Source organism: Agarivorans sp. MS3-6, assembly GCF_054112545.1.
The window spans coordinates 2,244,233-2,264,166 of record NZ_CM134202.1; the positions used below are offsets into that span (position 1 = coordinate 2,244,233).

At 45.6% G+C, this 19,934-nt stretch carries 23 protein-coding genes; 11 read left to right on the top strand and 12 right to left on the bottom strand.

The window, feature by feature from the left end; genetic code table 11:
- Positions 1-5 precede the first annotated feature (5 nt).
- Entirely contained in the window at positions 6-1,055 is a 1,050-nt protein-coding gene (locus tag ACVFI8_RS10275; protein WP_457873757.1) for a glycosyltransferase family 9 protein, read from the top strand.
- On the top strand, positions 1,052-1,831 hold the full coding sequence (locus ACVFI8_RS10280) for a glycosyltransferase family 2 protein (RefSeq protein WP_248713496.1): 780 nt from the start codon (positions 1,052-1,054) through the stop codon (positions 1,829-1,831). Before ACVFI8_RS10275 ends, ACVFI8_RS10280 begins: the two co-directional genes overlap by 4 nt.
- Before the next feature lies 1 nt (position 1,832).
- Here ACVFI8_RS10280 and ACVFI8_RS10285 read toward each other — a convergent pair whose 3' ends face one another.
- Both ACVFI8_RS10285 and ACVFI8_RS10290 read right to left on the bottom strand, forming a co-directional pair.
- Positions 1,833-2,906 carry a glycosyltransferase family 9 protein gene (locus tag ACVFI8_RS10285; protein WP_457873758.1) on the bottom strand — a complete coding sequence of 358 codons (1,074 nt, stop codon included), beginning with the start codon at positions 2,904-2,906 and terminating at the stop codon, positions 1,833-1,835.
- Between the two features lie 2 nt (positions 2,907-2,908).
- On the bottom strand, positions 2,909-3,955 hold the full coding sequence (locus tag ACVFI8_RS10290; protein ID WP_457873759.1) for a glycosyltransferase family 9 protein: 1,047 nt from the start codon (positions 3,953-3,955) through the stop codon (positions 2,909-2,911).
- A 203-nt stretch (positions 3,956-4,158) separates the two neighbouring features.
- Here ACVFI8_RS10290 and coaD point away from each other — a divergent pair, with 203 nt between their 5' ends.
- Positions 4,159-4,644, top strand: coding sequence for a pantetheine-phosphate adenylyltransferase (gene coaD / locus ACVFI8_RS10295; RefSeq protein WP_248713499.1), 486 nt, complete (start codon positions 4,159-4,161; stop codon positions 4,642-4,644).
- On the opposite strand, the gene mutM is transcribed toward coaD, so the two are convergent.
- The 5 genes from mutM to radC form a co-directional block, all read right to left on the bottom strand.
- The gene (gene mutM, locus ACVFI8_RS10300; protein ID WP_248713500.1) at positions 4,641-5,453 is read right to left on the bottom strand and encodes a bifunctional DNA-formamidopyrimidine glycosylase/DNA-(apurinic or apyrimidinic site) lyase; all 813 of its coding nucleotides are present in this window, start codon (positions 5,451-5,453) and stop codon (positions 4,641-4,643) included. The genes coaD and mutM overlap by 4 nt on opposite strands.
- Complete coding sequence (locus ACVFI8_RS10305) at positions 5,453-5,914, bottom strand: hypothetical protein (RefSeq protein WP_248713501.1); 462 nt, start codon at positions 5,912-5,914, stop codon at positions 5,453-5,455. The genes mutM and ACVFI8_RS10305 overlap by 1 nt, the downstream gene beginning before the upstream one ends.
- 140 nt (positions 5,915-6,054) lie before the next feature.
- Positions 6,055-6,210 carry a 50S ribosomal protein L33 gene (rpmG, locus tag ACVFI8_RS10310; protein ID WP_285762680.1) on the bottom strand — a complete coding sequence of 52 codons (156 nt, stop codon included), beginning with the start codon at positions 6,208-6,210 and terminating at the stop codon, positions 6,055-6,057.
- A gap of 23 nt (positions 6,211-6,233) precedes the next feature.
- Positions 6,234-6,470, bottom strand: a complete 237-nt coding sequence (rpmB, locus tag ACVFI8_RS10315; protein ID WP_248713502.1) for a 50S ribosomal protein L28 — start codon at positions 6,468-6,470, stop codon at positions 6,234-6,236.
- Positions 6,471-6,603: 133 nt separating this feature from the next.
- Positions 6,604-7,278, bottom strand: coding sequence for a RadC family protein (radC, locus tag ACVFI8_RS10320; RefSeq protein ID WP_248713503.1), 675 nt, complete (start codon positions 7,276-7,278; stop codon positions 6,604-6,606).
- Positions 7,279-7,403: 125 nt separating this feature from the next.
- On the opposite strand from radC, the gene coaBC reads away from it, so the two are divergent.
- From coaBC to mscS, 4 genes are all read left to right on the top strand, one after another.
- The gene (gene coaBC, locus ACVFI8_RS10325; protein ID WP_371923099.1) at positions 7,404-8,624 is read left to right on the top strand and encodes a bifunctional phosphopantothenoylcysteine decarboxylase/phosphopantothenate--cysteine ligase CoaBC; all 1,221 of its coding nucleotides are present in this window, start codon (positions 7,404-7,406) and stop codon (positions 8,622-8,624) included.
- A 1-nt stretch (position 8,625) separates the two neighbouring features.
- Positions 8,626-9,084 carry a dUTP diphosphatase gene (gene dut / locus ACVFI8_RS10330; protein WP_248715683.1) on the top strand — a complete coding sequence of 153 codons (459 nt, stop codon included), beginning with the start codon at positions 8,626-8,628 and terminating at the stop codon, positions 9,082-9,084.
- Positions 9,085-9,135: 51 nt separating this feature from the next.
- Positions 9,136-9,729, top strand: coding sequence for a nucleoid occlusion factor SlmA (gene slmA / locus ACVFI8_RS10335; protein ID WP_248713504.1), 594 nt, complete (start codon positions 9,136-9,138; stop codon positions 9,727-9,729).
- A 138-nt stretch (positions 9,730-9,867) separates the two neighbouring features.
- Positions 9,868-10,698, top strand: coding sequence for a small-conductance mechanosensitive channel MscS (mscS, locus tag ACVFI8_RS10340; RefSeq protein ID WP_248713505.1), 831 nt, complete (start codon positions 9,868-9,870; stop codon positions 10,696-10,698).
- Positions 10,699-10,811: 113 nt separating this feature from the next.
- Here mscS and ACVFI8_RS10345 read toward each other — a convergent pair whose 3' ends face one another.
- On the bottom strand, positions 10,812-11,267 hold the full coding sequence (locus tag ACVFI8_RS10345) for a hypothetical protein (RefSeq protein ID WP_248713506.1): 456 nt from the start codon (positions 11,265-11,267) through the stop codon (positions 10,812-10,814).
- Between the two features lie 219 nt (positions 11,268-11,486).
- Between ACVFI8_RS10345 and ACVFI8_RS10350 the strand changes: the two genes are divergently transcribed.
- The gene (locus ACVFI8_RS10350; protein ID WP_457873760.1) at positions 11,487-12,155 is read left to right on the top strand and encodes a potassium channel family protein; all 669 of its coding nucleotides are present in this window, start codon (positions 11,487-11,489) and stop codon (positions 12,153-12,155) included.
- A gap of 59 nt (positions 12,156-12,214) precedes the next feature.
- Here the strand turns inward: ACVFI8_RS10350 and pyrE are convergent, their stop codons facing one another.
- Together pyrE and rph are read right to left on the bottom strand one after the other, a co-directional pair.
- Positions 12,215-12,859 (bottom strand): orotate phosphoribosyltransferase, encoded by a 645-nt coding sequence (gene pyrE / locus ACVFI8_RS10355; RefSeq protein ID WP_248715684.1) that lies wholly within the window; start codon positions 12,857-12,859, stop codon positions 12,215-12,217.
- A gap of 14 nt (positions 12,860-12,873) precedes the next feature.
- Positions 12,874-13,590 carry a ribonuclease PH gene (rph, locus tag ACVFI8_RS10360; RefSeq protein ID WP_248713508.1) on the bottom strand — a complete coding sequence of 239 codons (717 nt, stop codon included), beginning with the start codon at positions 13,588-13,590 and terminating at the stop codon, positions 12,874-12,876.
- Positions 13,591-13,860: 270 nt separating this feature from the next.
- On the opposite strand from rph, the gene ACVFI8_RS10365 reads away from it, so the two are divergent.
- The gene (locus tag ACVFI8_RS10365; RefSeq protein ID WP_457873761.1) at positions 13,861-14,721 is read left to right on the top strand and encodes a YicC/YloC family endoribonuclease; all 861 of its coding nucleotides are present in this window, start codon (positions 13,861-13,863) and stop codon (positions 14,719-14,721) included.
- Between the two features lie 282 nt (positions 14,722-15,003).
- Positions 15,004-16,569: an EAL domain-containing protein gene (locus ACVFI8_RS10370; RefSeq protein WP_457873762.1), complete on the top strand. Its 1,566-nt coding sequence runs from the start codon at positions 15,004-15,006 to the stop codon at positions 16,567-16,569.
- A gap of 693 nt (positions 16,570-17,262) precedes the next feature.
- On the opposite strand, the gene ACVFI8_RS10375 is transcribed toward ACVFI8_RS10370, so the two are convergent.
- Together ACVFI8_RS10375 and abiEi are read right to left on the bottom strand one after the other, a co-directional pair.
- Entirely contained in the window at positions 17,263-18,150 is an 888-nt protein-coding gene (locus ACVFI8_RS10375; RefSeq protein ID WP_457873763.1) for a nucleotidyl transferase AbiEii/AbiGii toxin family protein, read from the bottom strand.
- 28 nt (positions 18,151-18,178) lie between these two features.
- On the bottom strand, positions 18,179-18,703 hold the full coding sequence (abiEi, locus tag ACVFI8_RS10380; RefSeq protein WP_457873764.1) for a type IV toxin-antitoxin system AbiEi family antitoxin: 525 nt from the start codon (positions 18,701-18,703) through the stop codon (positions 18,179-18,181).
- A 398-nt stretch (positions 18,704-19,101) separates the two neighbouring features.
- Here abiEi and ACVFI8_RS10385 point away from each other — a divergent pair, with 398 nt between their 5' ends.
- Positions 19,102-19,866 carry an endonuclease I family protein gene (locus tag ACVFI8_RS10385; RefSeq protein ID WP_457873765.1) on the top strand — a complete coding sequence of 255 codons (765 nt, stop codon included), beginning with the start codon at positions 19,102-19,104 and terminating at the stop codon, positions 19,864-19,866.
- Positions 19,867-19,934 lie beyond the last annotated feature (68 nt).

The window sequence follows — 19,934 nt, forward strand, 5'->3', positions numbered from 1 at the left end:
CCAAAATGACCTCAACTCAAGCCATTCAAAAAATCTGCATCCTTCGTTTATCGGCGATTGGTGATGTGTGTAACGCCCTAGCGGTAGCGCAACAACTGCAACAGGCGCTGCCTGAAGCAGACATTACCTGGGTTTGTGGTAAAGCCGAAGCACACCTACTGGCACTATTTACCAATATTAACGTGGTGATATACGACAAACGTGACGGCTTGCGGGGATTGCTATGCCTAAAGCGTCAACTTAAGGCGCAACAGTTTGATGTACTCTGGCACATGCAGGCCGCCCTGCGTGCTAGCTTGGTCAGTTATTGTATTAATGCCAAACGGCGGATAGGCTTTGACCGAAGTCGTGCCAAAGACGGCCAGTGGTTATTTACCAACGAAAAAATATCACCCGCAAATTCGCCCCACGTATTAGATGGATTTTTACAATTTTTAAACCAGCTAAATATAGCGCCGCAGCCAGTTAAATGGCATGTTCCGCTCAGTGAGCAAGACCGTGATTACGCAAAAACCTTGCTCAACACAGATACTAAGCAACTACTCATTTGCCCAGCCGCAAGCAAAGCCTACAAAAATTGGACCATAGAAGGTTATGTCGGCATTGCCCTATATGCCCTCAACCAAGGTTACCAAGTCAGCCTCATCGGTAGCCCAGCCAACAATGAAATGGCACTATCTGAACAAATAAACCAAGCTTGTAACGGTAGGCTAAACAATCTGTGTGGTAAAACCAGCTTGCCACAGCTGTGGGCGCTGATTGACCAAGCAGATATCTTGATATCGCCCGATACCGGGCCGGCTCACATGGCAGTGGCGGTTAATACACCGGTGCTAGGCTTATATGCTCACCATAACCCACAGCGCACAGGGCCTTATCAATATCGCCACTATGTAGTGAGCGTATGGCAACAAGAAATAGAAAAAGAACAAGGCAAACCTGCCAGCCAATTAAGTTGGCGCAGCCGAGTGAAAAACCCCGATGCCATGCAACTGATTACCCTCGATGCGGTGATCGATATGTTTGAAACGATTAAACAAGAGCAGCAACTATGAGCGCGAATAAAGCCAGCATTACCGCCATCATCATCACTAAAAACGAACAAGATAGTTTAAAGGATTGCTTGGAAAGCCTCACTTGGGTAGACCAAATAGTGGTTGTTGATTCAGGCAGTAGCGACGGCACGGTTGAGCTAGCAAAACACTATACTCAAGATGTATTCACTAATGACAATTGGCCAGGCTTTGGTAAACAAAAACAATTGGCCCAAAGCTATGCCAGCAGTGACTGGATCTTAGCGGTAGATGCCGATGAGCGTATCGACGCCACCCTGCGTGACAACATCCAAAAAATGTTAGTTAATCCGCCCAGTAATACCGTATTCAACCTGAATGAATTAACCTGGGTATTTGGTCGTTTCCTTAAACATTCTGGTTGGTATTATCGCCATATTCGTCTCTATCCACGGCAACTAACTCAGTATAACGATAACTTAGTGCATGAATCGGTAATCGTGCCGGAAGGTTGCCAAGTCGCTGAATTAGATGGCGATATTCTGCATTACTCCTACCGCAACATTGAGCACTATTTAGTGAAGTCGGCCGGTTATGCCAAAGCTTGGGCAGATCAACGTGAAGCGCGAGGCAAACGCGCCACCTTAAGCCAAGGCGTATTACATGCCATTGGCTGTTTTGCCAAAATGTATATTTTAAAACGGGGCTTTTTAGATGGCAAAGCGGGCTTTTTAATCGCGCTGCTATCGGCACATTCCACCTTTGTGAAATATGCCGATTTATGGGCTAGGCAGCACGACCGTCACTATCGAAAGTAGTTTAATCTAAGCCTAATTCGGCGAGCAACGCAGGGGCCTGAATGGCATCTAAATCGGTCACATTAACAACGTGCTCGCCCAAACAACCGTATTGCGCCACATTGGTCACAGTGAACAGCCCAACACAGTAAGCTCCGGCCGAGCTAGCTAAGTGCAACGGGCCTGTATCTCCGCAGAAAAACAGCGGAACTTGCTGTAAAAATGCAGCAAGTTTGCGCAAGTCACCATTTGAATAGCTAAAGTCGGCTTCCGCTAAGGGGCGGGTAACGTCTGGGCTTAAAATTTCTATAACGTTAACGTCACCGGCATAGTGCTGCTTAAACTTAGCCAATAATGCCTGCCAGTCTTTATCGGCAATCACTTTTGCCCCACGCGCGCCTCTAAAATAAGCAAGGCAAGGCTTGTTGTTTTGCTCTCCCAGCAAGAGCTTAAGTTCATCGGCGGCACATTGTTTCTCTGAGTCACTTAATACTAAACGTGCACTCGCTTGCGCGGGGGCTGGCAGGCCTAACTGCTCCAATAACTCAATGCAGCTTAGCGCGAAATGCTTATATTTGGCTTGGTATTTAAACGTGTGGCTGCATACCGCAGCATCTGCGGCGCCATAAAAAGCGACCACATTCTTACCATTCAGCATGGCGGTCACAATACGATCGCTCGAGCCCCCGTAAGGCAATAAAATGAGATCGTATTGTTGTTTCTTAACGCTTGATATTGTGCGGAAAAAATCAAATATGCTTTTAACGCCAAATTGGGAGTAATAGACATTTTTCAAACCCAAGTTATCAAAAATAGTGCCTTGCCAAGGCTCACTTAATAACAAATCAAACTCTGCGTTGGGGTACAGTTCTTTAGAATAATTAACAAAAGGGAGTAAGAAGAACATATTACCAATGCGCTTGTTATTACGCACAATCAGCACCCGCTTTACCTGCTTAGGTTCGAGCAATTCTGGTTGGCGGCCTTTACCCCGCACTAACAATTTTAACAATCCGACTTCTAAAGCTATCGAATGATTTCTGCGCTTGGCGTCAAATTGTCGTAGGGCGGTTCGTATTTTTTTAACTATGCTCATCGCTATTGTTCTACTTCTGCTGCTGGCTGCAGTTTCTGCCACCATAAGTTAATTTTTACCGCTGAATCACTCACATTAATTAAGCTCATATCTTCTTGGGTCATTTCGCCCGCTGGCGGAGAAAAAGCAATATGTCGGCCCTGACTATTTAGGGGCTGCCAACGCAAAGGCGTCGCGCTGCGGCGGCTCGGGAAGAAACCCACTGTAGGCACATCAAGTGCGCCGGCGATATGTAGTGGGCCAGTAGAACCGGCAATAAATAAATCGGCACAAGCAATCACTTGGCAAAACACCGCTAAACCCTGCTCAGAGAAATATAAACGGTGATCAATCTCTGCCTCAGCCAATTGCTCGGTCAGCTCTTGGGCAGCAACCAGCTCACCGGGGCCTGCGGTAATAACAAAACAAGCCTCAGGCTTAAGCTTAGCCAAGCAATCGATCAAACTGAAGTACTGCTCTACGCTCAAATTATTGGCCGAACCACCACTTCCAATATGCACCATAAACAAAGGTTGGTCTTGCTGCTCAGCAAAATCACTGCGCTTGCGCCCAGCAAGTTGCTCTGGCTTAACGCTAAAGTACGGCGGTGTTGGCTCACTGACGCTAACCTTATGGTGAATCAAAAACGCTCTGGCAAGATCCATATTGTATTCAAATTCAGGCTTACGAGATTGTGAGCGGCGTTGCTTTACACGCTGAGTAAATAAAAACTGCGCCAACTTGGTGGCTGGTGCGCAGCGCTGTTTAATCCCCGCTCTCGCGCCTAACCAGGCGTTACGCATATTGGAAAATAAACACAAATAGCCATCAAACTGCTGCTGTTTAACCTGCTTGAGTAACTGGCTTTGCGCAGCCGAATCCCCCTCAGCCCCGCAATCAACAATCACCTTATCAATCCACGGACATAACTGCGCCAACGGAGCGGTATAACTAGGGACTAAAGCCGTTATTTCGGTATCAACTAGCGATTGCTTCAACAACGCGAAACTGGGCCAAGCCAGCATAAAATCACCAATTTTGTCATTTCGCACTACCAACAGCTTTTGCATTATCTATTACCCTAATTATCAAGCTTGCGCATTGTGACTAATCTTGTCAGCTTGCTCAAGAAGTTTCCCAACGCTTTGAGCCGCTTACTATAAATACCGTTCATCTCGCTTACAATGCTACCCAGTAGACGCATTTTCTGGGCCGCGCATTTCAGTGCACTTGCGGTTATAATCCAGCTAACAATCATTATCGGTAAATTTTTATGACAACTAGGGTTATCTATCCAGGCACCTTTGACCCTGTGACCAATGGGCACACCGACCTCATCCATCGCGCCGCTCGAATGTTCGATAAGGTAATAGTAGCAGTGGCCGCTAGTCCTAGTAAGCAACCGCTGTTTAGTTTAGCTGAGCGGGTGCAACTGTTAGAGCAAAGCCTCGCCAATACTAAAAACATTGAAGTGATTGGTTTTACCGGTTTGCTGGTCGATTTAGCCAAACAACAAAATGCCAATGTACTATTACGTGGCCTACGTACTGGCTCTGATTTTGAGTATGAGATGCAACTGGCCGATATGAATCGCCAATTAGACCCTAATCTAGAAAGTGTCTTTCTCACCCCTGGCGAAGGGGTGTCGTTTATCTCTTCAAGTTTGATTAAAGAAGTGGCTAAACATGGCGGCGACATAGCGCGCTTTGTAGCGCCTCACGTTGCCCAAGCCGTCAGTAATAAGCTGCCCAAGGTTTAGCGCTGGCAATGCGGACAGAAAAAGGTATTACGCTGGCCTATGCGTAATGCCTTAATCAGCTCACCACAGTTATCACAGGCTTCTCCCTCACGGCCATATACCGCCAAGGTTTGCTTAAAATAACCTGGCTTGCCGTCTGCATTGGTAAAGTCTTTTAGGCTAGTGCCACCTTGCTCAATGGCTTCGGCTAACACCTGCTTAATGTTGCTGGTGAGCGCTTCAAGCCGATGCTTACTCACCTTATTAGCAGCCCGTTTAGGATGAATACCGGTTCTAAACAAGGCTTCATTGGCATAGATATTACCCACCCCCACCACCACTTTGTTATCCATAACAAACTGCTTGATAGCCACACTGCGTTTAGCCGCTTGCGCGATTAAATAGTCACTCGAAAAGTCTTCTAGCAAAGGTTCTGGGCCAAGCTTGGCTAATAAATTGTGTTGCTCAATAGGTAACTGGCTAAACAATACACAACCAAAGCGGCGCGGATCATTCAAACGCAGCGCCTTGCCACTGGCTAATACTATATCCACATGGTCATGTTTTTCTGCGGCCACCGCCTTATCAACAATGCGTAAACTGCCCGACATGCCTAAGTGAATAATAATATGGCCCGCTTGCGTCTCAATTAACAAGTACTTAGCCCGCCGACTGATCCCCAAGATGGGTAAACCCACACAACACTGGATTAACTCTGGCACCGGCCAACGTAATTTAGGCTGGCGTACAATCACCGCCGCAATGGTTTGATCTTGTAGGTAAGGGCTAATGCCACGGCGGCTGGTTTCTACTTCCGGTAACTCTGGCATTAAGGGGCGCTCGCTGTTGGAAATAGGGCTTGATAACTGTCTGGGTCTACCGATAACAACTGCCCTTGCCAATTGGTAATAAAACGCTGCTCGGCCAGTTCAAATAAGGTTAATTCAAGCGGAGCCGCCGAGTTAGCCAAATACACCTGGATAACTTGGCTGCTAGCAGCGCCGCCAACGGCATTAGGCCAAGGAACCAAGCTTGCGTGTAACCAAGCATCAATAACCGCAATAGAACGGTCTACAGGCGGTTCACTGCGCCATTGGGTTCCCATACGCTCAATCACTAGAGTGGGTAACTCTAAGCGTAAAATGGTGGCGCCTTGTGGCAGCAGTAAACCGTCTGCCACCTGCTCAGAACCCATTTGCTGATCATTGAGCTCAACGTATTTAAAAATCAATATCATTGAGGCAACAGCAAATATGATGATGTTGTTCCAGCCTCTGCGGCTCATTTTCATTGACGTTCTCCCTTCTTATCAGGCCATCATAAGCGGGAAGTAATTAGCGAGTAAAGGGTTAGGCGAATTGGAAGAGGCTAAAAAAAGGCCAAAAAAAAGCCCAGCCTAAGCTGAGCTTCTTTATACATTAAAGCCAAAATCTATTTGATTTTGCCTTCTTTGTACATAACGTGCTTGCGTACAACGGGATCAAATTTTTTGATTTCCATTTTTTCAGGCATGTTACGTTTGTTCTTATCAGTGGTGTAGAAGTGACCAGTGCCAGCTGATGAGTTCAAACGAATTTTCTCGCGAATACCTTTAGCCATTATTTAGCTCCTTATACCTTCTCACCACGACCACGCATCTCAGCTAAAATAGCGTCGATACCTTTTTTGTCGATGATGCGCATACCTTTAGTAGATACGCGTAATTTAACAAAACGTTTCTCACTCTCAACCCAAAAACGGTGAGAATGAAGATTAGGCAAAAAACGACGACGTGTGCGGTTTTTTGCGTGTGATACGTTGTTACCAACAGCTGGTTTTTTACCAGTAACTTGGCATACTCTAGACATGTCAGTCTTCTCCAAATATATACTTCTGCTCGAGCATCTGTTCATGCCCCGTTAGGCCGTCGCCCGGGACGACAGAAAGGCCGCATTTTATACAGGAAATAGAACCCTAGATCAACTAAAAATTGAACAAAGATCAGATCCAACCACGTTCGGCAAAAGACATAGTCTCTCCATAACCGATTACAATATGGTCTAAAACTCGCACATCAATCAGCGCTAAGGCCTTGATTAATTTAGTAGTAATTTGCTTATCAGCCTGACTCGGCTCGGCCACTCCCGAAGGGTGGTTATGGGCAAATATTACCGCAGCGGCATTTTTTTCTAATACACGCTGTACCACTACCCGTGGATAAACACTGGCAGCATCAATCGTTCCGAAAAATAGCGGCGCGAATTGTAACACTCGATGCTGATTATCCAATAGCAATATCGCAAATACTTCGCGTTGTTGGTGAGATAATTCCATAGAAAGGTAGTTTTTGGCCGATTCAGCGCTATCTACCACACTTTTTTCACTGATGTCGGCCAATAAATAACGCCGACTCATTTCAATGCTGGCTTGTAATTGAGCGAATTTTGCACAACCCATGCCGCGTTCAGCACAAAAAGTCTGCTGATCAGCCGACAATACCGCCCGCAACGAGCCAAAATGTTGCAGTAAATGCTGGGCTAAACTTACCGCGTCCATTCCGGCGCAGCCAATGCGCAAAAAAATAGCCAGTAATTCAGCATCACTTAGGCTGTGGGCACCTTTAGAGAGGAGTTTTTCTCTAGGCCGCTGATCGGCTGGCCAATCTGATATCGACATACACTTAATAATAGATAACTCAATATAATAAGAGTAGATCAATCTGTCGACTTGTCTATGCGGAGCGCTTAAGTTTTATGGTAGGCTTGCCGATATTAAACGGTGATTAATATTTCGGTATCAGCATGTTAACGGGAAAGAAAATACTGCTCGCCATTAGTGGCGGCATCGCGGCATATAAAATGCCTGAATTAGTTCGTCGCTTGAAAGATCATGGCGCAGAAGTAAAAGTGGTGATGACCGAGCACGCCACCAGCTTTATCACTCCGCTTACCTTGCAAGCTGTATCCGGTGAGCCAGTGGGGCTGAAAGTGGTAGACCCCACTCAAGAAGGCTCGATGGGGCATATCGCTTATGCCAAATGGCCAGACTTAGTATTATTAGCGCCCGCCACCGCCAACGCTATCGCCAAGTTTTGCCACGGTATCTCCGACGACTTAGTGAGCACCCTGTTACAAGCCACTGGCGCCCCCGTTGCGGTAGCGCCAGCGATGAATCAACAAATGTACCTAGCAGCCGCCACGCAAGCCAACTTAGCGGTGCTTAAGCAACGTTCTGTGCCCATCTGGGGGCCAGCTCAAGGCGAGCAAGCCTGCGGAGACGTAGGCCCAGGCAGGATGCTAGAGCCCGCCCAGTTACTGGCGAATATTCAGCAGCATTTTTCCGATGCTAGGCAACCACCGCTATTAGCTGGTAAACATGTGGTGATTACCGCAGGGCCAACCCGCGAAGCGATAGACCCAGTGCGTTACATTAGCAACCACAGCTCTGGTAAAATGGGTTTCGCTTTAGCCCAAGCGGCTAAACAACTAGGCGCCAAGGTGAGTATAATTTCTGGCCCAGTAAACTTAACCACGCCAGCAGGTATTAATAAAATCGCCGTCACCAGTGCGCAGCAAATGTTAGACGCCTCACTCGCAGAAGTCGCTAACTGCGACATATTTATTGCCTGTGCCGCGGTGGCAGACTACCGAGTAGCCAGCGTTGCTGAGCAAAAAATTAAGAAAACCGATGAAAGCGATGATATGCAATTACGTTTGGTTAAAAATCCAGATATTGTTGCCACCATCGCGGGCTTAAACAACAAACCTTTTACCGTAGGTTTTGCCGCTGAAACGCAAAATCTAGACAATTATGCCCAAGATAAGATGGCGCGAAAAAACCTAGACATGATCGCCGCCAACGACGTATCAAAGCCCGACCAAGGCTTTAATAGTGAACAAAATGCCCTAAAGGTATTTTGGCCAACTGGCCATCAGCAATTAGACCTCGCTGATAAGGCCGATTTAGCTCAACAACTACTCGCACTAGTTGCCAAGCAATACGCTTTACAACAATCAAAATAAAATAATGACTCAAATAGCACTTAAAATACTAGACCAAAGAATTGGCACTACTTTTCCAATCCCAGAATATGCTACGCCAGGCTCAGCAGGTATGGACTTACGTGCCTGCCTCGACACAGCCATTGAACTCGCTCCCGGACAAACGGAGCTACTTCCTACTGGCTTAGCCATTCATATCGCCGATCCATCACTGGCTGCCACAATATTACCGCGCTCAGGCCTTGGCCATAAACACGGCATAGTATTAGGCAATTTAGTGGGCCTTATCGATTCTGACTACCAAGGACAACTAATGGTGTCTTGTTGGAACCGTGGGCAAACCCACTTCACCATTCAACCCGGTGAACGGATCGCGCAATTGGTTTTTGTGCCAGTAGTACAAGCTAGCTTTGAAATTGTAGAAGATTTTAACGCCAGTCAGCGTGGTGAAGGTGGCTTTGGCCATTCGGGTACCAAATAAACGCTTTTCACCGCAGTACGCTAATAGACTATAAAAAGGATAATTATAAAAATGGCGGGAAAACCCAAAAGCAATCGCCGAGAACAGATACTTCAAGCACTGGCTAGAATGTTAGAAACTAGCCACGGACAGCGCATCACAACCGCAAGTTTAGCCAAAGAAGTAGGTGTATCGGAAGCCGCTCTCTATCGTCACTTTCCAAGCAAAGCACGGATGTTTGAAGGGCTAATAGAGTTTATTGAAGAAACCTTACTATCGCGCATTAACCTGATTCAAGAAGAACAAAAAGACACCCTTAATCGTTGCCAACACATATTAATGCTATTACTCGGCTTCTCTGAACGTAACCCAGGCTTAAGCCGCATTCTTACCGGCGACGCCTTGCAGGGCGAACACGAGCGTTTACGCGCTCGAGTCAGCGTGTTGTTTGACAAAATAGAAGTGCAACTCAAACAAATACTACGCGAGCGTCGTTTGCGTGAAGGGCAGGGCTTCTTAATAGAAGAAAACAGTTTAGCCACCTTGCTGCTAGCCTATACCGAGGGCCGCATTAGCCAATATGTGCGCAGCGAATTTAAACTGGTGCCCACAGCCCAGTTTGATGTGCATTGGGGTTTCTTAAAACAACAATTAATACAGGGATAAAGCCCACTTTTTTTACTTAAACGCCCACAAATGATTACTTGGGCGTTTTTTATTCAATTGTAAAAAAAATGGACACTTGTTTGTATTGAAAAAACTGCTAGATTTGTAGCAACTTTCACATAGATAGGTCTAACAAACATGGACGTACTCGATCAAGGCACCAGCTGGTTAGAAAACAACCAAGAATTACTACTGCAATATGCGATTAACATTGGCGCTGCAATAATTGTACTCGTTATAGGTATGATAGTAGCGCGCGTTTTAGCATCAAGCGTTGAAAAACTAATGAACGCCCGTAACCTCGACTCTACCATTAGTCACTTTGTAGCTTCGATGGTGAAATACGTGATAATCGCCTTTGTGATTATTGCCGCTCTTTCACGTATTGGTATTCAAACCGCCTCATTTGTCGCCATTATTGGTGCTGCAGGTTTAGCGGTGGGCTTGGCCTTACAAGGTTCACTGTCTAACTTTGCTGCAGGCGTACTGATTATTGGTTTCCGCCCATTCAAAGCCGGTGACTTCGTAGAAATTGCCGGTACTGCTGGCTCGGTAGCCTCAGTACAAATTTTTACTACGGTATTAAAAACCCCCGACAACAAACAAATTGTAGTGCCTAATGGTTCGGTATTAGGTGGCAATATTGTCAACTACTCTACTCACCCAACCCGCCGTGTTGATCTGGTGGTAGGTGTTAGCTACAACGCAGACTTAGCCCAAACTAAAGCGATTCTACGCGAAGTATGTGAAGCTGATTCTCGCGTGCTAAAAGATCCAGACATCACTATTGGTGTAGTAGAGCTAGCCGACAGTTCGGTAAATTTAGTGGTTCGCCCATGGGTGAACAGTGCTGATTACTGGGGTGTATACTTTGACCTAAACGAAAACATCAAAGTTGCACTAGACAATGCCGGTATTGAAATTCCATTCCCACAAATGGATGTACATTTGGAAAAAGCCGCTAGCTAATAGCCTCTCTTCAAATGCAAAAGCACAGCCTAGGCTGTGCTTTTTTATGCCCGAGAGTAACTGAATAAGCTCGGCTTGATGAAGGCGAGTGAGTATTCGCTGCCGCCCTAGGGCTAAATATCGTCTAAGCGGTGAGTAGCATGCACCATTTGTTGCTGACGCTTTTCTTGGTGTTCAATTAAGTTACCCAAAAATTGCCGAGCGCCTAACATGGTTAAGGCGTCTTTAGCCATGCGCAACAACGCTAAAGATTGCTCACTCAAATCTAAGGCTAGGGTGCTCACATCGTCACTGCTCATATTGGCTGGCAGGCTTAATTTAGCCATTTTCTCTACTAAATCTTGCTCGGCGCGAATGTCTGTCCAGGTATCGAGTAACTCAGGCTTAGCTTGATGAATGAAGTCTTTTAAATGGGCCGCATTGTCTTTTTCTTGATGCTGCAAATAGGCCAACAACATTCTTACCCGTTCAGAGTCGGCATTGAGCTCTAAACGTCGATATAAAGGCAACATGGCTTCTCGGCAAGCAACAAAGTGCTCTAATAACTGCTTAAGTTGATTAAAACGCATGGTAATGACTCCAGAACAGACTCTTTAATAACTATAGTAGAGCGCCAATCGCTGAATGGCTAAGTTAAGCGCCGGCAGCTTGATATACATCAAGCTGCATTGGCAGTTTGTGTAGAGCTTGCGATCCAGCTCAAAAAGTCTCCGCTTTGCACAATTGGCAAGCAGCCAAATCACAGATTTGCTATGGTAGTAAGTATAGGATTAATGTAAGGAAAACCGATGAAAAAGCTGGTGTCGTGGAGCGAAAAGAATAACTTTATTTTTCTTACCGCTGCCTTAATTGGTTACATCTTTCTGGCTGCCTGCCTTGATCAGTTTTGGCAAGGCGACGGCTTTAAGTTTCTCCAAGCCGCCATGGTATTAGTATTAGCCGGTGGAGTATGGCAAGCCAAGGGCAAACGCCTTTGGTATGTTACCGGCCTAGGCTTTTTACTCACCACCACTACGCTGGCTTTCTTTAGCTTTTGGTTTGAAGCCGAAGGCCTCGTGAGCTTATATTTGGCCATTGTGTTTTGCTACTTAGTCATGACGACCTGGACAGCCCTAAAACAAGTGCTATTTACCGGCAACATTGATACCAACAAAATTGTGGGTGCTATCTGCATCTTCTTGCTAATAGGCCTAGGCTGGGCGCATTTGTACACCATTCTTAACTTCTGGTTTAACGATGCCTTTAACGGTGTACCCACCGAGCACTGGAGTACTCAGATGACCGATTTCATCTACTTCAGCTTTGTTACGCTCACAACCCTCGGTTATGGCGAAATCACACCTAATACCCCCATCACGCGCTTCTTCACCTATAGCGAAGCGGTATTTGGCCAGTTTTATATGGCGATATTGGTCGCCAGTTTAGTAGGCGCGCGTATGTCAGAGCGAGAGTCTTAAACTCTACCCATAAAAAAGGCGACCCAATGGTCGCCTGTTACGGTTTTAGCACTCAAGTACTAGGCAATGCCGTATTGCTCACGGTAAGCACTGACTGCAGCCAAGGCCGTTTGATTAGTGCCTTGCTCTTCTAAGTAAGTGATTAAATCTGCCAGCTTAACAATAGAGATAACCGTGGCATTGTAGTCACGCTCAACCTCTTGAATCGCCGACAGCTCGCCTTTACCTTTCTCTTGGCGATCTAGCGCAATCAGCACACCCGCAAGCGCTGCGTTATGGGCATTAATAATGTCCATAGACTCACGAATAGCGGTGCCCGCGGTAATTACGTCGTCAACCAACATGACCTTGCCAGCCAACTCAGACCCTACCAAACTACCGCCTTCGCCATGGGTTTTAGCTTCTTTACGGTTAAAGCAATAAGGCACATCTTTACCGTGGTGTTCGTCTAAGGCCACCACCGTAGTCGTCGCAATAGGAATACCTTTATAAGCAGGGCCAAACACTAAATCGTAATCAATGTTTGAGTCTTGCAGCGCGGCTGCGTAAAACTTACCTAAACGGTTTAAATCACGGCCGGTGTTAAACAAACCCGCATTAAAAAAGTACGGGCTAGTACGGCCAGATTTTAAGGTAAATTCGCCAAACTTTAGGACGCCTTTGGCTAAAGCAAATTCAATAAACTCACGTTGATAAGCTTTCATCATTCTCTCTCAAATTAACCCGCTAGGGCTTCACGTTGGGCCGCATTAATTTGGGCAATACCATCTTTAGCAAAGGCTAACATGTCTAACAGTTCTTGGTGGCTAAACGGTGCGCCTTCAGCCGTGCCTTGCACTTCAATCATGTTGCCGTCTTCACACATGACTACGTTCATGTCGGTTTCAGCTACGCTGTCTTCGGTGTACTCAAGGTCACACACCACTTCACCGCCAACAACACCTACCGATACCGCAGCAATAAGCTGTTTCAGTGGGCTAACTTTAAGTTTCTTCTGCTCTATCATCCACCAAATGGCGTCTTGTAATGCCACACATGCGCCAGTAATAGCCGCAGTACGGGTACCGCCATCGGCTTGAATAACATCACAATCAACCACAATGGTGTATTCACCCAAGGCTTCTAAATCAACCGCCGCACGTAGCGAGCGGCCAATTAAGCGTTGGATTTCTTGAGTACGACCACTTTGCTTACCACGCGCCGCTTCACGCCCCATACGGCTATGCGTAGAGCGAGGCAACATGCCGTATTCAGCAGTAATCCAACCTTGGCCCTTACCTTTTAAGAAACGTGGTACACCATCGTCTACCGAGGCATTACATAACACTTTGGTATCACCAAACTCGACCAATACCGACCCCTCGGCATGTGCCGTGTAGTTACGAGTAATAGTAATAGGGCGCATTTGTTCAACAGCTCTTCCGTTAGGACGCATGGTAGTAACCTTTAAATAGAAAATTCGCGGCTATTATATACAGGTTCTACTGCAAAGTGCAGATTTCAGAGCAGCCTGAGTAAAACCCATTCACGGCGTATTGTTAAAATAATGGTGGCCAGCTTAAAAAAACACGGCAAGCCCGAAGTGGATTGGCTGGGCGCTTTGGTGACGTGGATTTAGCGGCTTTTATCGCACTTGCTCACACCCACACTGACGAAGCGCTGAATAACCGCTATAATCGAGCAAATTTATTGAGGGTATTCAACTATGATCCACAGCATGACAGGCTATGCACGCCACCAACTTAAAGCCGATTGGGGCAGTGCAACATGGGAAATTCGCAGCGTAAACCAACGTTACTTAGAAACCTACTGGCGCATGCCAGAGCAGTTTCGCGCCCTAGAGCCAGTATTGCGAGACAAGATCAGAAAAGCCCTACAACGCGGTAAAGTAGAATGTAACCTACGCTTTGACGCCGACCAAGCCAGCCGTGGCGAACTACAACTAAACCAAGCCCTGGCCGAGCAACTGATTAAAAATGCCGAGTGGGTTCAGCAGCAAGCTGGCGGTCAAATTAACCCGGTAGATATATTGCGCTGGCCGGGCGTAATGGAAACCCCAGAGCAAGACGCCGACGCGATTAGCAAAGAGCTATTAGCCGGTTGGCTAGTGGCCCTAGAGGCCTTTATTGAAAGCCGTGCGAGCGAAGGGGCCAACACCGCCACCATGATCACCACCCGCCTAGAGAAAATCACTCAGCAAGTGGCCTTTGTACGTGAGCAAATGCCCGCCGTAATGCAATGGCAGCGTGACCGCTTAAACAATCGCCTAGCCGAAGTAAAAGACGAGTTAGAGCCACAGCGCATTGAACTAGAAATGATCATGGTCGCGCAGAAGATAGACGTAGCCGAAGAGCTAGACCGCCTAGACTCGCACGTCACTGAGACGCAAAAAATTCTTAAAAAGGGCGGCGCTTGTGGCCGACGCCTCGACTTTATGATGCAAGAGTTTAACCGCGAAGCCAATACTCTAGCGTCTAAGTCTATCAACTCAGAAATCACCCAAGCAGCGGTAGAGCTTAAGGTGTTAATTGAGCAAATGCGCGAGCAGATCCAAAACCTAGAATAGCCACATTATTAAAACTAAAAAGGGCGATATAGTGGTTTAGGACGATAAACAATAACTTGATAGTTGTTTAAAACTATCCCTAGATCGCCACTTTTAGGTGAATGAGTTAGGCACTAAAAGGCGCTGATGATTTAAAATGACTCTGACTCCTTTATTGATTGTTTATCAATTGATCGTCAACCCCACACTTTGCCGCAGGATTGGTTTACGAAAACGCGCCTCTCGTTTAGTCTACGTTCAGATTGTGATAATCAGGCAGTTGATGTGGGGTGACTTTATAGCATGAAGGTAATCACATTATTCTTAGTTGCCTTAGGGCTTGTCTGGTTAAGCCTAAGCTTAAAGCCAGCCCAAAAAATTCGAATGAAGACTAGAGATGTTGGTTGGACACTCCTTTCGCTGCTTATCACCTCTTTTTTGCTTGCCTATGTAGCATCATTCCTCTACGTTTTCTCCCTTCAAGAGTTCAATAATGCCTATCTTGCTTATGGTATGTTACTCGCAAGTGGCGGAGCTTTTGTCTTCTTTGTTACTCGTTACTCTCTCATTAGCATTCTTGAACATGAACATCAGGCCTCGTGTGATCGTATAACGAACTTGAAAAACAGGCACTCCTTTACGAAATCAATAGAAGATTTAGTCGAAAATTCAATATCATTTTATATCATGTTGATTGACTTAAATGGCTTTAAACAATTCAATGACGCTTTTGGCCACCCATTTGGTGATGCTCTTCTAAAGCAAGTCGCAAACAGAATTTCGTCAGTACTCCCTGAGCATTGCCAGCTTTATCGTGTAGGTGGTGATGAGTTCGCCATTTTGGGAATGGATGGTGGTAAGCCTTACTTGGACAACGATATTCAAACGATTCAAGACTTATTTTCGCAAACTATAACGGTTCAGAATCAAAAACTCAGCATAGGTATTAGCATCGGTATCTGTATATATCCATGCTCTATCAAAAGTCCCTATGAACTGATCCAGCAGGCAGAGCAAGCATTATACTCTTCCAAAAGCAGCAAGGGGCATTGGGAGATTTTTTCAGAAGATTTAAACAAAAATATATTAGAGCATCTGGAGATCGTAAATCAGCTCCAGCATGCTTTAGAGCATGATTGCTTTTCTCTTTTTTATCAGCCCATTATCAACACTTCTAACAACTCAATGCATGGCGCTGAGGTGTTAATTCGTTGGCCGCAAAACAATGGAGACTTTATTCCGCCCGACAAATTCATTCCTATTGCAGAACAAAGCACATTGATTCACGACATCACTTGCTGGGTGTTCAGGAAAGCAATAGAGGATCTCAATGTTCTCAATAGCAGTGGTTTTTTGGGTTGTCTGCATATAAATTTATCGACAAAAGATTTACATAACAACAGGTTGATATATTGCCTTGAGGAGGCAGCTTCTCAAGGGAAAGTTGATCCTAAGAGGATAGTTTTTGAAGTCACTGAAACCGCTATGATGACTGACATTAAACAAGTCGTTAGTGTCATGAAGCAACTATCAAGACTTGGTTATACCTTTAGTCTTGATGACTTTGGTACAGGTTATTCATCTTTTCCATTACTGAAAGAGCTGCCGTTGACGCAAATAAAAATTGACCGTTCATTTGTCATGGACATGTGTGTAGATGGATCCAATCGTTCAATAGTTGACTCTATGGTATTTTTGGCAAAATCACTGGGTTGCAGTGTGGTAGCAGAAGGAGTTGAGAACGACGACACTGCAAGTTTACTCAGACAAATGGATTGCGACTACTTACAGGGATACTATTTTAGCAAGCCGTTACCACTTGAGATGTATCTGCATTTGCACACAAGCAGCGCGGCCAGCGACATTTGAATGATTTTTCACATTGCATTGCGAATAATAGCTGCCATACGCTCAGTTTTGGGAGTTTCCTTTCACGGCGGGTGTCTACCATGAGCAAAAGTACTGTGATTCCAGTGGCGCGATCAGCCACAGAGTAAATGCGTTAACAAGAAGTGGCTCAGAATATCAACTCAAACACACTTTAGCAGGATAAATCTCTTGAAGTCTTAATGCTTAGTTTCATTCTTTCTGTTAATCGTGTGGGTTGTAGATAATAACAGCAGTAAACCGGAGGATTGAACAAGATAGAGACCCCTACCCAGAGTTAAGTTTGAAGATACTCATAAGGGATACTCCGTTTTCATCGAAAGTAATGGCTACCCATAGCGCGATGTAGTGGCATAGTGAATTTGGCCACCTAATTAAAGGTAGTAATGAGATTGAACGCGGTTTGGAGTTCACGTTTGAAGAGGGCTTAGCTGGCGCCAAAGCATTTATTGATTCTCTTTAGCGGCTCTGTTTTTCAGGGAGTCTATGATTCAAGATAAATCTTGCTCCATAGCTTAGAATCATGACAGTGCACCTCCCTTTGCTACTTTCGGCAGTTTTCTAGGATGATTATAAAAAGACTTATCCGCTTACTCACCCCAAAATAAAATTGGCCCGCATTGTCGAATGCCGCTATGTATGATGTAAAAAAAAAACTATTCGTCGCGAGCAAAACTAACCCATATCAAATGGATTTTTTGCGATTCCGTCATTAAGTAACTCAGACGCAATGCTATTTACCTCTGCCTGCACATAAGCCCAGTATTCCGGGTTATATAGGGTTCTCTCTTTAATTTGCTTAGGGATAAAGCGGCTCATTTCCATATTGAAGTCATTGTGTACTTCCTCTTCCGTCATTAGCTTGGCTAACGCAGTAGACAACGCCTGTCGAAAGTCATCTGTTTGCTTGTGTCTGGCGGTGAGTTTCTTTTCAACCAATACCGTGGATAAATCAATCCCGCGCTGTTTAATCCAAACAATATCCCAGATATCACGAGGCTTGATACGTCTTGCCCTATACGCTAACGCAATAAGCTTATCGGCCAGTATTTCTTGTAATGACTGCACCGGAACCAAGATGCCTTCAGTCGGAACAACGATGTCGTAATGATTAATTAACGGACGCTTTTCGATATCGAATGAGGGTATTGCACAGACGTCAATATGCATTTTTTGTCTTGGTAAATCAGGACGATTAGGCTCTTTTACAATACTAATTTTCCACGAAACTGTATCCCCTTGCTGCTCGCCAGAGGGCTTGTTTACCCAAACTTTGGTTTCATACTTATTTTGAATATAGGTCTGTATCTCAGACTCCAGCCCTTCAAACTCGGATGGTTTGAAGTCATGACCGCCGTTGAAGTCAAGATCCTCCGACAACCTACTGCTGTTGTAACACATGCGTAATGAGGTGCCGCCAATAAAAGTTAATCGCTGCATAACGCCTTGCTTGATCAACACGTCCATAATGTCATGATGCAAGATCTCTTTTTCTATCACGGGCGTTACTGCTGCATAGTCAGGGTTTGACTGTACGATTTGGCGAATCTGTTGTTTCAGCATACTTTATCTCCTACACGCTCCCCGATACTTAACTCTCCAACATATGTAGATTGCGTCGACAGTGCTTGAGATCTGCAATCGCTTGTTCTTTGTATGCGCGATACATTTTTATGTCGGGGTCATAGTACAAATTAGGTGCGATTTGTTCGACTGGCTTTTTAGTGTGGGTAAATTCGATCACGCCATAAGGCGTATCAAAGCAACCACTTCGACCTTTGGTCACCACCGTGACTCTACCCATCACAATTTGCGAAATATCACCAGCATAACTGAGCTGACTTTCTAAGCTGATGTAGTTCAATACGCCACTACGCAACTTTTTGATTATTTTATAAACGGCGGTCTCAGGCTCAGGAGGTGTGATAACACTTTCATAAAATCCTTTCACCAGTCGTCTTAGCAAGCCCTTCTTTACGCTATCTGCGAGGAACTTTCTAAAAGCTGGGTCACAAGACACGCCCAACATAAAAGCAAGCTCAGTTGCACTGTGAATGCCACCACCAGCATTCACCGCTTTCGCTAATGCGTTTAATAGCTCATCAGATCTAGCCATAGGTCTACACTAAGTTACCAAATAAGTAACTTAGTGTAGACCTACTATTAGGCTTACGCAAGATATAGGTCTACACAACATTACCTCATTGGTAATAATCTGTAGACCTGAAGGTAGGCATACAACCTGTCAGCCAATCCATGGTTAACGAATTTTTGCTAACAGCATTTGCGCTGTCTGTAACCTTATCGTTATAGCAAATCACTCAGCCGGTTTAACAGCGCTTTACGGCTGTTATTGGCTGCAACAAAGCGCTTAAATGCTCAATCGACTTTTTCATTTACAACTACAAACCCACACCCCACTACTGATGATTAGCGCAGTTGATTGGCAGGTGATAAGTTCGCTGCACCTGATTGAATATCGCTGTAACTAGGGCGCTTTCCCGCTTATTTATCATGTATTTAAAACACAAGCTAAACAGCCTACTAGGCTGTGTATTATTGCTTTGTCTTGGCGTTGCTCCTGTCGCCTTGGCCAGTGGCAACCAAACCATCGAGTCGTTTTCTACCGCCAAGCGCTTATTACTACAACAGGTATATGTTGAGCCCAATGAGCGTAAAACGCTGTACTGCGAAGCAAGCTTTGATGAAAAGAAAAACCTGCATTTAAACAGCGGCTTTGCCACCAGCAAATATAAAAATCGCTTGGCCCGCTATGAAACCGAGCACGTCGTACCCGCCGAAAACTTTGGCCGCAGCTTTAGTGAGTGGCGAGACGGCCACCCCAGCTGTGTTAACAGCAAAGGTAAGGCCTATAAAGGGCGGCGTTGCGCCGAAAAGGTAAATAGCGAATATCGCTTAATGCAGGCCGACATGTATAACTTGTACCCAGCCATTGGGGCAGTAAATGCAGCGCGTTCTAACTATAACTTCACCATGCTAAGCACCCATAAATCTAGCTTTGGCAGTTGTGATATGCGTATAGAAAGCCGCAAAGTACAGCCGCCAGAAGTGGCGCGCGGCCCTATTGCCCGTAGCTATTTGTATATGGATGCCACCTACCCACGCTTTACTATGAGCAAAAGCCAACGCCAACTAATGTTAGCCTGGGACAAGCAATACCCGGTCACTCGGCAAGAGTGCCTAAGAGCCGAGCGAATTGAGCGCAGCCAAAAAAACCGCCAACAGATAGTGAGTGAGCGCTGCTCACATTTAAAGTAAGGGCGCAGCCCCCGCCACAATATGGTCGAGACTATCGCCGAAAGACAGAGAGCCAAACGGCATCGCTA